Origin of the sequence: Kineococcus gypseus (assembly GCF_050871305.1) — a bacterium.
GTDB classification, from domain to species: Bacteria; Actinomycetota; Actinomycetes; order Actinomycetales; family Kineococcaceae; genus Kineococcus; species Kineococcus gypseus.
In genome coordinates this window covers 1-14,940 of the sequence record NZ_JBJLRD010000046.1, presented here as the reverse complement: position 1 = coordinate 14,940, position 14,940 = coordinate 1, and the positions used below count along the sequence as shown (strand labels likewise).

The following is a 14,940-nucleotide window of genomic DNA, read 5'->3' as shown; positions in this document are numbered from 1 at the left end:
GGCGCGCCGTGACCACGACCACCCCCCCACCCACCCTGCGGACCGCCCCGACCGCGCGGCGGGGGCGCCGGCGGCAGCGCCCGCTGATCGGCTGGTCCACCCCCACGGGGCTGGCGTTCGTCGCCCCCGCCCTGCTGTTCTTCGGCGTCTTCATCGCCTACCCCGTCCTGCGCACGTTCTGGCTGTCCCTGACGCGCTCGGACGGGTTCGGCGGGTCGTCCTTCGCGGGGCTGCACAACTACGGCGTCATGCTCACCGACCCGATCTTCCGGCAGGCGGCGTGGGTGACGCTGGTCTACACCGTCGTCACCACCGTCCTGCACACCGCGCTGGCCCTGCTGCTGGCGCTGGTCGTGCACGCCGGGCCGCGGCGCAGCGCCGTCGTCTACCGCACGCTGGTGTTCCTGCCCGCCGCGGTGTCGCTGACGGTCACCGGCCTGCTGTGGCGGATCGGCCTGACCCCGGTGTTCGGCGCCTTCAACCGCGTGCTGGAGGCGGTGGGCCTCGGCGCGCTGCAGCACGAGTGGCTCGGCGACACCGCCACCGTGCTGCCGACCATCATGGCCGTCTCGCTGTGGCAGTCCACGGGGCTGTTCATGCTCATCTTCTACGCGGCGCTGGGCAACATCGACACCTCCATCACCGAGAGCGCGCGCATCGACGGCGCCGGCTCGCTGCGCGAGGCGTGGAGCATCACGATCCCCATGCTGCGCCCCGTCATCGAGGTCGTCGTCATGCTCAACGTCCTCAACGGCCTGAAGCTGTTCGACCTCAACTTCGTCATGTCCAGCGGCGGGCCGCTGCACGCCTCGGAGTCGCTGAGCACCTACACCTACCTGCTCACCTTCGGCTCCTCCACCGGCGGGGTGCCCTCCTACGGGTACGGCTCGGCGATCAGCGTGGTCGTGTTCCTCGTCGCCGGCGTGGCGACGCTGCTGCTCTACCGGTTCAGGAAGGGGGAGGTGTGAGCGCGACGACGATCTCGCGGCCCGCGCCGCTGAAGGCCCCGCGGCCCGCGCGCAGCGCCCGCTCGGTGCTCAGGCTCGGCCTGTGGCACGCGGTGATGGTGGCGGTCTCGGTGGTGGCGGTGGGCCCGCTGCTGTACATGGTGTTCACCTCGATCCGGCCGCAGTCGACCGCGTTCACCGGGCCGATCATCCCCAACGAGTTCACCGCCGACGGCTACGACGTGGCGTGGAACGAGCTGCAGATCTGGCGCAACTTCTTCAACAGCGTCCTGATCACCGGCACGACGCTGGCGCTGACCATCGCCGCGGCCACCCTGGCCGGGTACGCGTTCTCCCGGATCGGGTTCACCGCCCGCAACCTGCTGTTCTTCGTGGTCACCAGCGCGCTGTTCCTGCCGGGCGTGGCCACGCTCATCCCGATCTACCTGGAGCTGCAGTCGTTCGGGCTGCTGGGCAGCCGCCTGGGCCTGATCCTCGTCTACACCGCCGGCGGGGTCTCCTTCTCGCTGTTCCTCATGCGCACCTTCTTCGACGCCCTGCCGAACGAGCTGAGCGAGGCCGCGCGCCTGGACGGCGCCAGCGAGGTGCAGATCTTCCGCCGGGTGATGCTGCCGCTGGCCGCCCCCGGCATCGCCACCGTGGCGATCTTCCAGATGATCAACGTGTGGAACGAGCTGCTGTTCGCCAGCGCGCTCATCTCCGAGCCGGCCAACCGCCCCATCCAGCCCGTGGCCAACTCCCTCATCGGGCAGTACGCCACGAACTGGCCGGCGCTGACGGCCGCCATGACGCTGTCGGCGCTGCCGATGGTGGTGGCCTACGTGGTCTTCCAGCGCTGGTTCGTCGCCGGCCTGACCGCCGGGGCGGTCAAGGCGTGAGCGCGGACACCGCGGGCGGCGTCGACGTCCTGACCCCCCGCCCGCTGGGACGCACCGGGTTCTCGGTGACGGCGCTGTGCGTGGGCACCGCGGAGCTGGGCGACATGAGCGTGTACGCGCCGGTGCCCGAGGAGCAGGCGCTGGCCGCCGCGCGGCGCGCGTTCGCCGGGCCGCTGACGTTCGTGGACACCTCCAACGGCTACGGCTCCTCCGAGCGCCGGCTGGGCACCGTCCTGCGCGAGATCGGCGGCGTGCCCGAGGGCGTGCTGCTGGCCACCAAGGTCGACCCGGCCGATGGCGGGCCGTTCGACGGGCCGCGGGTGCGCGAGTCGGTGCGCGAGAGCCTGCAGCGCCTGGGCCTGGAGCACCTGCCGCTGCTGCACCTGCACGACCCCGAGCGCATCGGGTTCGAGGCGGCCACCGCCCCCGGCGGTCCCGTGGACGTCATGCGCGAGCTGGTCGCCGAGGGCGTGGTCGGCCACCTCGGCGTCGCCGGCGGCGACGTGGAGCTGCTGCGCCGCTTCGTGGGCACCGGCGTGTTCGAGGTGGTGCTCAACCACAACCGCTGGACGTTGCTGGACCGCTCGGCCGGCCCGCTCATGGACGACTGCGCGGCCGCCGGCGTGGCGTTCCTCAACGGCGCCCCCTTCGGCGGGGGCATCCTCGCCAAGGGCCCGGCCGCCGTGCCGCGCTACTGCTACGCCCCCGCTCCCCCGCGCCTGCTGGAGGCGGCCGCGGCGGTGGAGGCGGCGTGCGCGCGCCACGGCGTCCCGCTGGCCGCGGCGGCGCTGCAGGACTCCCTGCGCGAGCCGCGCACCACCTCCACCGTGGTCGGCTCCGCGCGGCCCGAGCGGCTGGACCAGACCCTGGCGCTGGCCGCCACCCCGATCCCCGACGAGCTGTGGACCGAGCTCGCCGGTCTCGTCCCCGAAGAGGAGCACTGGCTTCGATGAGCACCACCCCCACCACCTTCGGCGTCATCGGCAGCGGCTGGCGCTCGGAGTTCTTCCTGCGCCTGGCGCAGGCCGCCCCCGACCGGCTGCGCGCGGCGGGCGTGGTCACGCGCACCGCCGAGCGCGGGCAGGAGGTCACCGCGGCCTGGGGCGTGCCCACCCACCGCACGATCGACGACCTGCTGGCCGCCGGCGGCCCCGACTTCGTCATCGCCTCGGTGCCGTGGGGCCAGATGCCGATCACCGTGCGCGAGCTGGTCGCCGCGGGCGTGCCGGTGCTGGCGGAGACCCCGCCGGCGCCGGACCTGGACGGGCTGCGCTCGCTGTGGGGCGACGTGGGCGCCTCCGGCCGGGTGCAGGTCGCCGAGCAGTACCTGCTCATGCCCGGGCACGCCTCGCGGCTGGCGCTGGTGCGCGAGGGCGTCATCGGGCAGCCGACGTCCGTGCAGATCTCGTCCACGCACATGTACCACGCGGTCTCGCTGGTGCGCGGGCTGCTGGGGGTGGACATGGACGAGGTCGTCGTCGACGCCCGCGAGTTCCGCGCGCCGCTGGTGGACCCGCTGAGCTTCGGCGGCTGGGACACCTCGGCGGTGCCCGAGCCGCGCACCACCACCCTGGCCACGCTGGACTTCGGCGACGGCCGCAGCGCCCTGTACGACTTCACCGACAACCAGTGGTGGAACCCGCTGCGCGCGCGGCGCATCGTCGTGCGCGGCTCGATCGGCGAGATCGTCGACGACGCGGTGACCCGCATGGTGGACCCCACCAGCCCGGTGACCTCGCACCTGTCGTACCGCCGCCGCGGCATCGACATGAACCTCGAGGGCGTCGACCTGGACACCGTCGCCTTCGACGGGCGCGTGGTCTACCGCAACGCCTGGGCGGGCACGCGCATGTCCGAGGACGACGTGGCGGTGGCGCAGATCCTCGCGGACACCGGCGCGTGGGCGCGCGGGGAGGGCCCCGAGCCGTACCCGCTGGCGCAGGCGTGCCAGGACCACGCGATCTCGCTGGCCGTGGCCGAGTCCGCCCGCACCCGCGCCGACGTGCGCGTGGCGAAGGAGGTGTGGGCCTGATGCCGCTGGTGCGCATCGACCTGCCCGAGGGCACGAGCGCCGAGCAGCGCCGCGCGATCGGCGACGCCGTGCACGCCGGGCTGGTCGCCGGCCTGGAGATGCCCGCCGAGGACCGCTTCCAGCTGGCGCGCACCGCGCCGGCGGAGCACTTCTCCTTCGACCCGCACTTCATGGGCGGCACCCGGCGCGCGCCGGTGTTCGTCGAGGTGCTGCTGGTGCGCGGGTACTCCACCGAGGTCAAGCGGGCCACGTTCGCCGCACTGGCGCGCGAGCTGGAGGCCGCCGGGGTGCGCCCCGACGACGTCTTCGTGGCCCTGCACGAGAACGGCCCGGAGGACTGGTACGTCGGGCGCGCCGGCGACGACGCCGACGACGCCGACGCCGTCGAGGGCGATCCCGGCGGCGGCGCGTGAGGGCGGCGGTGCTGCGCGCGCCGGGCACCCCGGTGCGCGTGGAGGACGTCGAGCTGGACGACCCCCGCGCCGGCGAGGTGCTCGTGCGCGTGGACGCCGCCGGGGTGTGCCACACCGAGCTGCACTACATGGGCGGCGACATCCCGTGCCCGCTGCCGGTCGTGCTCGGCCACGAGGGCGCCGGCACGGTCGAGGCCGTCGGCGCCGGCGTGGACGACCTCGCCCCCGGGCAGCGCGTGGGGTTCACGTGGCGCCCGCGCTGCGGGCGCTGCGAGCCGTGCGTGACGGGCCGGCCGGTGATGTGCGTGTACGGCAGGGTGCAGGCCGGCAGCGGCGGGCTGCTCGACGGCACCAGCCGCCTGCGCCGCGGCGAGGAGCGGCTGCACCACTTCCTGGGCGTCTCCTGCTTCGCCGAGCGGGCCGTCGTCTCGCGCGGCGCCCTCGTGGCGCTGCCGGACGACGTGCCCGCCGAGGTCGCCGCCGTCGCCGGCTGCGCGGTCGTCACGGGCGTGGGCGCGGTGGTCAACGTCGCCGCCGCCGGCGCCCCGCTGGCGGGGCGCTCGGTGCTCGTCGTCGGTGCCGGCGGGGTGGGGCTGTCCGCCGTCATGGGCGCCGTGCTCGTCGGCGCCGGCACGGTCGTGGTGGTCGACGTGGCCCCGGCCAAGCTGGAGCTGGCGCGCTCGCTGGGCGCGAGCGCCACCGTGGACGCCACCGGCCTGTCCGCCGAGGAGGTGGTGCAGGCGGTGCGCGAGAGCACCGGCGGCGGCGCGGACGCGGCCGTGGAGGCGGTCGGCTCCCCCGCCACGCTGCGCCAGGCGTTCTCCGCGCTGCGCCCGGGCGGCACGGTGGTGGCCGTGGGGTTGTCCTCGGTGGACGCGGCGGTGCCCGTGCCCGTCAACGAGCTGGTGCAGCAGCAGAAGCGCCTCGTGGGCAGCCTGTACGGCTCGGCGAACCCGGCCGTGGACCTGCCCCGGCTGCTCGCCCTGCACCGCAGCGGCCGCCTCCCCCTGGAGCGCCTGCTGGGGTCCCGGCACCCGCTGTCGGGCGTGTCCGGCGCCTACGACGAGCTGCGCGCCGGCGCCGTGGGCCGGGCGGTCGTGCTGCCGGGGGCGGCGGCGTGAACGGCGGCGCGGGCGTCGGCGCAGGACGCTTCGCCACCTACCCGAGCCTGCGCGACGCGGTGGTGCTCGTCAGCGGCGGCGCCACCGGGCTGGGCGCGGAGTTCGTCGCGCAGTTCGCCGCGCAGGGCGCGCGGGTGGCGTTCGTGGACGTGCAGGAGGAGCCGGCGCGCGAGCTCGTGGAGGCCGTGGCCGCCACGGGTGCGCCGCGGCCGCTGTTCCGGCGCGCCGACGTCACCGACCTGGAGGGGTACCGGCGCGTGATCGGCGAGGTCGCCGGGGAGCTGGGCCCGGTGACGGTGCTCGTCAACAACGCCGCCGTCGACACCCGCCGGCCCACGGCCGAGGTGGACGTGGCCGCCTGGGACGCCGGGATGCGCGTGAACCTGGACCACCACTTCGTCGCCGCGACGGCGGTGGCGCCGATGATGCGCGCCGCCGGCGGCGGCTCGATCGTCAACCTCGGCTCGATCAGCACCCACGTGAAGCTGCGCGACCTGGTCGTCTACCGCACCGCGAAGTCGGCGGTGGAGGGGCTGACGCGGGCGCTGGCGCTGGAGCTGGGCGCGGACTCGATCCGGGTGAACTGCGTCATCCCCGGGTGGGTGATGACGGCGCGGCAGCTGCGCGACTGGGTGGACGCCGAGGCCGAGGCGGTGCTGGACCGCGAGCAGTCGCTGCCGCTGCGGGTCCAGCCGCAGGACGTGGCGCGGCTGCTGCTGTGGCTGGCCGCGGAGGACAGCCGGGCCTGCACCGGGCAGGACTGGGTCGTGGACGGAGGGTGGATGTGAGCACCGAGGAGCAGGACGTGCAGCCGGCGGGGCACGCCCCCGGGCCGGGCGAGCGGCGCAGCCGGGCGTGGTTCGGCGCCTCCGGGCGCGCGGGGATGCTGCACCGCTCGTGGCTGCGCAACCAGGGCTACGGCGCGGAGGTGTTCGACGGGCGCCCGGTCATCGGCATCGCCACCACCTGGTCGGAGCTCTCGCCGTGCAACGCGCACCTGGACCGGGTGGCCGAGGCCGTCAAGCGCGGCGTGTGGATGGCCGGGGGGTTCCCGCTCGTCTTCCCGGTGATGTCCACCGGCGAGACGATCATCCGGCCCACCGCGATGCTGTACCGCAACCTCATGGCGATGCAGGCCGAGGAGCTCATCCGCGGGAACCCGCTGGACGGGGTGGTGCTGCTCTCCGGCTGCGACAAGACCACCCCGGCGCTGCTCATGGCCGCCGCCAGCGTCGACCTGCCGGCCATCATGGTCACCGGCGGGCCCATGCTCAACGGCAAGTTCCGCGGCGAGGACGTCGGCTCGGGCACGCACGTGTGGCGCTACGAGGCGGAGATGAAGGCCGGGCGCATGAGCGCGGCCGAGGGCGCGGTCGCCGAGGGCTGCATGGCGCGCTCGGCCGGGCACTGCATGACGATGGGCACCGCCTCGACGATGGCCTGCGTGGCCGAGGCGCTGGGCATGCAGCTGCCGGGCTCCTCCGGCTGGCCGGCCGTGGACGCGCGGCGCGGCGAGACCGCGCAGGCCGCCGGGCAGCGCATCGTGGCGATGGTCGAGGAGGACCTGCGCCCCAGCGCGGTGATGACCCGCGCCGCGTTCGAGAACGCCATCCGCACCACCGCGGCGATCGGCGGGTCCACCAACGCCATCGTGCACCTGCTCGCCCTGGCCGGGCGCCTGGGCGTGGAGCTGGCCGTGGAGGACTTCGACGAGCTCGTGCGCGACGTGCCCACGGTCGTGGACCTCATGCCCTCGGGGCGGTTCCTCATGGAGGACTTCTGCTACGCCGGCGGGCTGCCGGCGGTGCTGCGCGAGCTGGCCGAGAACGACCTGCTGAACACCGCGGCGACCACCGTGACGGGCCGCACCGTCGGCGAGCTCGTCGCGGACGCGCCGTGCTGGGACCGGCGCGTCATCCGGGAGTTCGGCGAGCCGCTGCAGCCGGCCGGTTCCGGCACCGCGGTGCTGCGCGGGAACCTGTGCCCGCGCGGGGCGGTGCTGAAGCAGTCCGCGGCCTCGCCGCACCTGCTGAAGCACACCGGGCGCGCGGTGGTGTTCGACTCCCCCGAGGAGTACCACGCCGTGTGCGACGACGAGGACCTCGACATCAGCGCCGACGACGTCATCGTCGTGCGCGGCGCCGGCCCGCGCGGCTACCCGGGCATGCCCGAGGTCGCCAACGTGCCGCTGCCGGCGAAACTGCTGCGCGCGGGCGTGACCGACATGGTGCGCATCAGCGACGGGCGCATGAGCGGCACCGGTTTCGGCGCCGTCGTGCTGCACGTGGCGCCCGAGGCCGCCGTCGGCGGGCCGATCGGCCTGGTGCGCACCGGCGACGTCATCACCCTCGACGTGCCCGCGCGCCGGCTCGACGTGCACCTGTCCGAGGAGGAGCTGGCCGCGCGCGAGCCGTCCTGGCAGCGGCGCAGCGGCGTGCCCGACGGCGGCTGGCCGTGGCTGTACGCCGAGCACGTCCTGCAGGCCGACGAGGGCGCCGACCTCGACTTCCTGCGCGGCGCGCGCGGCAGCGCCGTGCCGCGCGACTCGCACTGACCCCGACGAGCGGAGCGACGAACGTGAGCACCGACCCCCGCGCCGGGGCCTCAGGGCGCCGGCGACCAGCCCGGCGGCAGCAGCCGCAGCACCGTGCCGTCGGCGTCGGCGAGGAGTCGGCCGGGGCCGCCGGCCGGCCCGCCGGGCAGGTCCCCGGGCAGCTCGCGCCCGCCGCGGGCCAGGACGGCCGCCGCCGCGGCGTCCGGGTCGGCGGTGGTCAGCGCCACCGCCCGCAGCCCGCGGCGCGGCACGTCCAGCGCGGCCGGCGGCAGCGGGGGCACGTCGTAGGAGAACACCTCCAGCACCCCCTCGCCGGCGGCGAGGTAGCTGCGCACGTAGCCGCGCTCGTCGCCGGGGTGCGGCACCTGCCCCAGGCGCCCCAGGCCGAGGTCGTCGCCGTACAGGGCCAGCGCGGAGCCGAGGTCGGCGACGGTGGTGGCCGCGTGGTCCAGCCGCAGCGCGTCGTCGCCGGGCTCGCGGTGCCCGCGCCGGCGCTGGGCGGCGACCTCCTCCTCGTCCCAGACGGAGGTGTACCGCAGCGGCCGCGAGACCAGCTCCACCAGGGCGCCGTCAGGGTCCTGGAAGAACACGATGCGCACGTCGCCGAGCGCCGTCATCGGCGCGATGGTGAACCCCACGCCGGCCGCGCTCAGCCGCGGCGCCCAGGCGTCGACGTCGCCGACGGTGAAACCGGCGTGGCGGAAGCCGCGCTGGTGGTTGACGACCTGCCAGCCGCCGAGGTCGCCGGCGGGCACGTGCACCAGGCGCACCAGAGCGGTGCCGGCGTCCAGCCAGCGCTCGGAGGCGGTGGCCGGCGCCCCCGGCACCGCACCCAGGCCCAGGGTGCTGCGGTAGAACTCCTCGCTGCGGTCCAGGTCGGCCGCGCCGACCTCCACGTGGTGCAGGCCCGTGCGCGCTCCGTCGGTCACGGGGCCACTGGACACCGTGCGGCACGCCGCGTCAAGCGCGCCGGGCGCGGTCGGGGGGCGACGTGCTCGCGCTGAACGTGCGCTTCGACCTGCGCGACGAGGACGCCGCGCGCCGCTTCGACGCGCTGCTGGACGCGGCCCTGCCGGCGGTGCGCGCCGAGGCGGGCACGCGGCTGTACCTGGTGCACACCGTGCCGCGCGGTGCCGGCGAGCCGCCGACGCGCCTGGTGCACGCGGTGTACGACGACGCCGCCGCGCACGCGGTGCACAACGGCGCGCCGGCGATGGCGGCGCTGCTGGCCGCGCTGCCGGAGCTGACCACCGCCGTGCGCGTGGAGGAGGTGGTCCCCACGCACCCCGACGACGTGCCCGCACGCCCCGCCGCGCGACCCACCCCGCCCTGACCCGACCCGGCGGCCCCGCGCCGCAGCCCCACCCCTTCTCCCGAGAGGCCCCGACGTGAACACCACCCCGGCGACCCTGCCCACCCGACCCGTCGCGGACCCCGCGCTGCGCCACCGCGTCGCCGACGCCGCCCTGACCGTGCAGGGACCCGACGGGCGCCCGCTGGCCGCCGCGCGGGTGACCGTGCGCCAGCTGCGGCACCGCTTCCTCTTCGGCTGCATCGGCTTCGACTTCATCGAGCACGCGAGCGGTGCGGGCGCGGAGGGGTCGTCGTCGTTCTTCGGCCGCTCGGCACCGGCCGACCAGGTGGAGGACCTGGCCGAGGCGTGGTTCGAGCTGTTCAACTTCGCCACCCTGCCGTTCTACTGGGGGGAGTTCGAGCCGGTGCGCGGGCGGCCCGCCACGGAGCGGCTGATGCGCACGGCGCGCTGGTTCACCGAGCGCGGCGCGCTCGTCAAGGGCCACCCGCTGACCTGGCACACCGCCACGGCCGACTGGCTGCTGGAGCTGCCCGAGGCGGAGGTGCTGCGGGCGCAGCTGGAGCGCATCCGCCGGGAGGTCACCGGCTTCGCCGGGGTGATCGACGTGTGGGACGTCGTCAACGAGGCCGTGATCATGCCGGACTACGACAAGTACGACAACGGCATCACCCGCCTGGCCCGCTCGATGGGCCGCCTGGGCCTGCTGCGCGAGGTGTTCGCGCAGGCGCGTGAGGCGAACCCGTCGGCGACCCTCATGCTCAACGACTTCAACCTCTCCCCCGCCTACGAGCGCCTGGTGGAGGAGTGCCTGGAGGCGGGCATCGGCATCGACGCGCTGGGCCTGCAGAGCCACATGCACAAGGGCTACTGGGGCGAGGAGCGCACCCTGGAGGTGCTCGAGCGCTTCTCCCGCTTCGGGCTGCCGCTGCACTTCACGGAGAACACGCTCGTCTCCGGCGAGCTCATGCCCGCGCACGTGGGCGACCTCAACGACCACCAGGTCCCCAGCTGGCCGTCCACCGAGGAGGGCGAGCAGCGCCAGGCCGACGAGGTCGCCCGGCACTACCGCACGCTGCTGTCGCACCCGTCGGTGCAGGCGGTGAACTACTGGGGCCTGTCCGACGCCGGGGCGTGGCTGGGTGCTCCCGTGGGGCTGGTGCGCGCCGACGGCACCCGCAAGCCCTCGTACGACGCCCTGCACGGGCTCGTCAAGGGCGAGTGGTGGCTGGCGCCGACCACGCTCACCACGGACGCCGACGGCCGCGTGGACGTCAGCGGTTTCCTCGGCGACTACGAGGTCGCCGGCCCGGGCGGGAGCGCCGGGTTCGCGCTGGAGGCGGCGGGCGCGCAGCAGGTGGCGGTCCGGCTGGGGTGAGACCCGCGGGGCGGGTGCGCGCGGGCGCACCCCCCCCGGGAACCGACCGGGGGGTTTCACCAGGCGCGCACGAGCGTTGACACCGAGTTCACCGTCGTGCCGCTCGCGGGACCCCCCGCCGTCGCCCGCGGGCAGTTCCCTCGAGGTCGGACCACAGGCCGACCACAGGAGCTCCCCGTGACCGACGTCCGCCCCCCCTCCCCGCTCTGCGCCGCCCCCTCCCTGGCGCGCCGTTCCGTCCTGGGCGGCGGTGCCGTCCTCGGCGCCGGCCTGCTCACCGCCGCCGGCTGGCCCGGCGAGCGCGGCCTCGCCGACCCGTTCACCCTCGGCGTGGCCTCCGGTGAACCCGCCCCGGACGGTTTCGTGCTCTGGACCCGCCTGGCACCGGAGCCCTACGCCGAGGACGGCCGCGGCGGCATGCCCGACCGCGACGTGCCCGTGCAGTGGGAGGTCTCGCGCGACCCGCAGTTCCGCCGCGTCGTGCGCCGCGGCACCGAGGTCGCCCCCGCGGCCCTGGGCCACAGCGTGCACGTGGAGCTGTACGGCCTGCGCCCGGGGCGGGAGTACTGGTACCGCTTCCGCGTCGAGGGCCGCACCACCCACACCTCCCCCACCGGCCTGACGCGCACCGCGCCCGACCCGCGCACGCTGGGCACCCCGCTGACGATGGCGTTCGCCTCGTGCGCGCAGTACGAGCACGGCTGGTTCACCGCCTACCGCCGCCTGGCCGAGGAGCAGCCCGACGTGGTGGTCTTCCTGGGCGACTACATCTACGAGTACCAGGCGAACGACTACGTCGCCGCCACCGGCAACGTGCGCGACCACTTCGGCCCGGAGACCACCACGCTGGCCGGCTACCGCCAGCGCCACGCGCAGTACAAGGCCGACCCGGACCTGCAGGCCGCGCACGCCGTGGCGCCGTGGATCGTCACCTGGGACGACCACGAGTTCGAGAACAACTACGCCGACATGGTCGCCGAGGAGCAGGAGCCCTACCCGACGCTCGAGCAGTTCAAGCAGCGCCGGGCCGCGGCCTACCAGGCGTACTACGAGAACATGCCGCTGCGCCGCTCGGCGGCCCCGCGCGGGGCGGACATGCGCCTGTACCGGCGCCTGGGCTGGGGGCAGCTGGCGACGTTCCACGTGCTCGACACCCGCCAGCACCGCAGCGACCAGCCGAACGGCGACACGTTCCCCACCGCCGGGCCCGAGCGCGACGACCCGCAGCGCAGCATCCTGGGCGTGGAGCAGCGCGACTGGCTGCTCGACGGGCTGGGTTCCTCGGCGGCGGTGTGGGACGTGCTGGCGCAGCAGGTGATGGTGCACGAGCACGACTACGTGCCCGGCGTGGACCGCGGTTTCAACCCCGACTCCTGGGACGGCTACACCGCCGACCGCCAGCGCCTGCTCGACGGCTTCGCCGAGCGCGGCGTGGAGAACCCCGTGGTGCTCACCGGCGACGTGCACAAGAGCTACGCCGCCGACCTCACCCGCAACCCCACCGACGCGAACGCCGAACCGATCGGGGTGGAGCTGGTGTGCACGTCGATCACCTCCGGCGGCGACGGCACCGACGGGTACGGCGCGGACCAGCTGACCGACAACCCCGACCTGAAGCTGGCCGACGACCGGCGCGGCTACGCCGTGGCCCGCCTGGACGCGCAGCAGCTGCGCGTGGACTTCCGCACGCTGCCGCGCGTCTCCCAGCCGGGCGCGGCGGTGCAGACGCGCGCCTCGTTCGTCGTCGAGGCCGGCGACCCGGGCCTGCAGGAGGCCTGAGCGCCCGGCGCGGCAGGTCTCGCCCCGGGCGACCGGGGCGGGACCTGCCACGTGCACCCCACCGGGTGCGCGGCCTCAGGGGCGGCAGGCGCCCGAGGGGTCGACCTGCTCGCCCGTCACCGGGTCGCAGACCCCCACCGTCCGGGACGCGAGCTCGCGGCCCCCGGCGTCCAGGGCGCGCAGCTCCACGCGGGGCAGCGGTCCGGTCCCGGGCGGGAGCGGGTGCAGCGGGAGCGGCGTGAGCAGGCTGAACAGGCGCCCGCCGTCCGCGGCCAGCTCGGCGCGCACCTCCACCGGCGGTGCCGCGCCGTCGCGCCAGAGCGCCTCCAGCCGGGCGGTGCCCAGCGGGGCGATGCCCACCACTCCGGGCCCGTACGGGTACGCGCGCAGCTCCTCCGGGCCACCGGGGAGCCGTTCGCACGAGGACGCCTCGTCCTCGTCCTCGACCGGCTCGACGCACACGCTCGGCAGCACGCCGCCGCAGCGCAGCACCAGGGCCTGGCCGTACGTCCAGCCCACCTGCGCCACCCGCGGGCCGAACAGCGGTTCCAGCGGCGCGCCCTCGGCCCGCTCCCCGCACAACCGCCGGGCGTCCTCGACGTGGGGGTCCGGTGCCGTGGCGGTGACCACGCGGTGCGGCCAGGAGCGCGTCACCCACTGCGGGGTGTCCTCCCGGTCGGGTTCACTGGAGGGCAGGACCAGCAGCTGGACGACCCCGGACTCCTCACGGCCGAAGGAGAGCTCGCACCCCGCGAGGGTGAACGTGCGCTGCGCGGAGCCGTCGACGGTCTCGGAGCAGAAGGCGGAGTCCATCGACCCCCCGGGACCCCACGTGGCGGTGACGACGGCGTGGTTGCCCGCCGGCCAGTCGGCGGGGAACCGCACGGTGAAGGACGTGCCGTAGCGGTGGCCGGCGAGCATCCGCTCGGGCAGCCCGTCGACGGCGGGTGCGATGGGCGTGGGCCGCACCGGCTCGGGGCGCTGCAGCGCCGGATCGCCCACCCCGGCTCCACCCACCGTCAGCGCCAGGGGGTGCACCGGCTCGGTGCGCTCGAGCACGGGGTCACCCAGCCCCGCCCAGCCCAGGACCAGCGCCAGGGGCAGCGCCAGCAGCCACGCCAGCGACGCCCGCCGGTCCCCGGCGGGGTCCACGTCCGGCTCTTCGGAGTCCACCCCCGGACCGTACCAAGTGGTTGATACATTCGGGGGGTGAACACCGAGACCGCTGTTCTCGCGCTCCTGGCCGTCGTGCTCGCCGCGGGCCTCGCCGCCGCGCTGCACGCCGCACCGGCGCGGGCGTCCCGGCTGCGGCGGTTCGCCCGGCGCGAGCACCTGCCGCTGACGGAGCGCACCGCCGTGCCGCTGACCCGCTACCTGACCGTCACCCGCCGCTGGCGCGCGACGTTCCTGGCGCTGGGCCTGTGCTACGGCGCCGGGCTGGGCCTGCGCTCGGGGCAGGTGCGCCTGGACGTGCTCGCGGTGCTGGGCGGGTGGTTCGCCGGCGCCCTGGTGGCCGAGTGGCGCCTGAGCGCGCCGCTGCCGGCGGGCCCGCGCACCGCCTCCCTCGCGCCGCGCCGCCTGGCCGGTTACCTGCCCCTGCCGGTGCGGCTGCTGCCCGCGGCGGTGGTCCTGGCCGCGCTCGCCGTCGCCGTGCACGTGCTGGTGGCCACGGAGGCGGCCCCGGCGAGGTTCCGCGCCTCGGTCGTGGCGGTGGCCGCGGGCGCGCTGCTGGTGCTGCTGGCCGCCGCCGCGGTGGCCCGGCGGATCGTGCTGCGCCCGCAACCCGTGGCCGGACCCGAGTCCCTGGGCGTGGACGAGGCGCTGCGCCGGCGCAGCCTGCACGTGCTCGCCGGGTGCGTCACCGCCCTGGCCGGCACCGCCCTGGCGTCGCTGTGCACGCTGGTGCCCTCGGTGCCGGCGGACGGGGCCGCGCTGGGCGGCGCGGTCGTCCTGGTGGCGGTGTTCCTGCTCGGCCTGCTCACCGCCCGCAGCGCACCGGCGCACGGCGCCGTCCCGTCGCAGCAGCCGCAGCCGGTGGCGCCGTGATCCTGCGCGTGAGCCCGGACGGCGCCGTGGCGCCCTACGAGCAGATCCGCAGCCAGATCAGCGCCCACGCCGCCTCCGGCGCACTGCCGCCGGGCACGCGCCTGCCCAGCATCCGCCAGCTCGCCGGCGACCTCGGACTGGCACCGGGAACCGTCGCGCGCGCCTACCGGGAGCTCGAGCAGGAGGGCGTCGTCGTCACCCGCGTCGGGCGGGGCACCGCGGTGGCCGAGGCCCCCGCGGGACGGGTGGAACCCACCCGTGAGCGCGTGCTGGCCGAGGCGGCCGCCGCGTACGCCGCGGTGGTGCGCCGCCTGGGCGCCACGCGCGACGAGGCCGTCGCCGCGCTGGACGACGACCTCGCCGCGGACGCGGACGGGGCCCCCCGGGCCCCCGGCGCGCCGGCGCCCCCCCGGGCGCCCCATAGCCCCCCGATGCGGGTTGCGTGGGGCCCCCCCACAC

General features: G+C 75.9%; 15 protein-coding genes. 13 read left to right on the top strand and 2 right to left on the bottom strand.

The features are described from left to right. The first annotated feature begins 8 nt into the window (after nucleotides 1-8). The 8 genes from ACRYMN_RS16025 (at nucleotide 9) to ACRYMN_RS15990 (ending at nucleotide 7,966) form a co-directional block, all read left to right on the top strand. Nucleotides 9-968: a carbohydrate ABC transporter permease gene (locus ACRYMN_RS16025; RefSeq protein ID WP_432497133.1), complete on the top strand. Its 960-nt coding sequence runs from the start codon at nucleotides 9-11 to the stop codon at nucleotides 966-968. Beyond that, a complete protein-coding gene (locus ACRYMN_RS16020; protein ID WP_432497131.1) occupies nucleotides 965-1,846 on the top strand; it encodes a carbohydrate ABC transporter permease in 882 nt (293 codons plus the stop codon). The genes ACRYMN_RS16025 and ACRYMN_RS16020 overlap by 4 nt, the downstream gene beginning before the upstream one ends. After that, nucleotides 1,843-2,799 carry an aldo/keto reductase gene (locus ACRYMN_RS16015; protein ID WP_432497128.1) on the top strand — a complete coding sequence of 319 codons (957 nt, stop codon included), beginning with the start codon at nucleotides 1,843-1,845 and terminating at the stop codon, nucleotides 2,797-2,799. Before ACRYMN_RS16020 ends, ACRYMN_RS16015 begins: the two co-directional genes overlap by 4 nt. Further along, entirely contained in the window at nucleotides 2,796-3,878 is a 1,083-nt protein-coding gene (locus ACRYMN_RS16010; protein ID WP_432497125.1) for a Gfo/Idh/MocA family protein, read from the top strand. The genes ACRYMN_RS16015 and ACRYMN_RS16010 overlap by 4 nt, the downstream gene beginning before the upstream one ends. Further along, nucleotides 3,878-4,291 carry a tautomerase family protein gene (locus ACRYMN_RS16005; RefSeq protein ID WP_432497123.1) on the top strand — a complete coding sequence of 138 codons (414 nt, stop codon included), beginning with the start codon at nucleotides 3,878-3,880 and terminating at the stop codon, nucleotides 4,289-4,291. The genes ACRYMN_RS16010 and ACRYMN_RS16005 overlap by 1 nt, the downstream gene beginning before the upstream one ends. After that, a complete protein-coding gene (locus ACRYMN_RS16000; RefSeq protein WP_432497121.1) occupies nucleotides 4,288-5,412 on the top strand; it encodes a zinc-binding dehydrogenase in 1,125 nt (374 codons plus the stop codon). Before ACRYMN_RS16005 ends, ACRYMN_RS16000 begins: the two co-directional genes overlap by 4 nt. Then, nucleotides 5,409-6,200, top strand: a complete 792-nt coding sequence (locus tag ACRYMN_RS15995) for an SDR family NAD(P)-dependent oxidoreductase (protein ID WP_432497118.1) — start codon at nucleotides 5,409-5,411, stop codon at nucleotides 6,198-6,200. The genes ACRYMN_RS16000 and ACRYMN_RS15995 overlap by 4 nt, the downstream gene beginning before the upstream one ends. Nucleotides 6,201-6,295: 95 nt before the next feature. After that, nucleotides 6,296-7,966, top strand: coding sequence for an IlvD/Edd family dehydratase (locus ACRYMN_RS15990; RefSeq protein WP_432497196.1), 1,671 nt, complete (start codon nucleotides 6,296-6,298; stop codon nucleotides 7,964-7,966). 50 nt (nucleotides 7,967-8,016) lie between these two features. Here the strand turns inward: ACRYMN_RS15990 and ACRYMN_RS15985 are convergent, their stop codons facing one another. Next, entirely contained in the window at nucleotides 8,017-8,895 is an 879-nt protein-coding gene (locus tag ACRYMN_RS15985) for a VOC family protein (protein WP_432497116.1), read from the bottom strand. Nucleotides 8,896-8,957: 62 nt separating this feature from the next. Here ACRYMN_RS15985 and ACRYMN_RS15980 point away from each other — a divergent pair, with 62 nt between their 5' ends. The 3 genes from ACRYMN_RS15980 to ACRYMN_RS15970 all read left to right on the top strand — a co-directional run bounded on the left by ACRYMN_RS15980 (nucleotide 8,958) and on the right by ACRYMN_RS15970 (nucleotide 12,435). Beyond that, nucleotides 8,958-9,299, top strand: coding sequence for a putative quinol monooxygenase (locus ACRYMN_RS15980; protein WP_432497115.1), 342 nt, complete (start codon nucleotides 8,958-8,960; stop codon nucleotides 9,297-9,299). 55 nt (nucleotides 9,300-9,354) lie between these two features. After that, nucleotides 9,355-10,656: an endo-1,4-beta-xylanase gene (locus tag ACRYMN_RS15975; protein ID WP_432497113.1), complete on the top strand. Its 1,302-nt coding sequence runs from the start codon at nucleotides 9,355-9,357 to the stop codon at nucleotides 10,654-10,656. A 177-nt stretch (nucleotides 10,657-10,833) separates the two neighbouring features. Beyond that, complete coding sequence (locus ACRYMN_RS15970) at nucleotides 10,834-12,435, top strand: alkaline phosphatase D family protein (RefSeq protein ID WP_432497110.1); 1,602 nt, start codon at nucleotides 10,834-10,836, stop codon at nucleotides 12,433-12,435. Between the two features lie 75 nt (nucleotides 12,436-12,510). Here the strand turns inward: ACRYMN_RS15970 and ACRYMN_RS15965 are convergent, their stop codons facing one another. Beyond that, complete coding sequence (locus ACRYMN_RS15965) at nucleotides 12,511-13,608, bottom strand: hypothetical protein (protein ID WP_432497107.1); 1,098 nt, start codon at nucleotides 13,606-13,608, stop codon at nucleotides 12,511-12,513. Between the two features lie 36 nt (nucleotides 13,609-13,644). Between ACRYMN_RS15965 and ACRYMN_RS15960 the strand changes: the two genes are divergently transcribed. Both ACRYMN_RS15960 and ACRYMN_RS15955 read left to right on the top strand, forming a co-directional pair. Next, nucleotides 13,645-14,481 (top strand): hypothetical protein, encoded by an 837-nt coding sequence (locus ACRYMN_RS15960; protein WP_432497105.1) that lies wholly within the window; start codon nucleotides 13,645-13,647, stop codon nucleotides 14,479-14,481. An 8-nt stretch (nucleotides 14,482-14,489) separates the two neighbouring features. Further along, on the top strand, nucleotides 14,490-14,940 hold a 451-nt coding region (locus tag ACRYMN_RS15955; RefSeq protein ID WP_432497102.1), incomplete at its 3' end, for a GntR family transcriptional regulator.

Bases quoted from the DNA above. Each gene is read 5' to 3' on its own strand.
- ACRYMN_RS16010 (WP_432497125.1), top strand. From the start codon at position 2,796: ATGAGCACCACCCCCACCACCTTCGGCGTCATCGGCAGCGGCTGGCGC.
- ACRYMN_RS16005 (WP_432497123.1), top strand. From the start codon at position 3,878: ATGCCGCTGGTGCGCATCGACCTGCCCGAGGGCACGAGCGCCGAGCAG.
- ACRYMN_RS15990 (WP_432497196.1), top strand. From the start codon at position 6,296: ATGCTGCACCGCTCGTGGCTGCGCAACCAGGGCTACGGCGCGGAGGTG.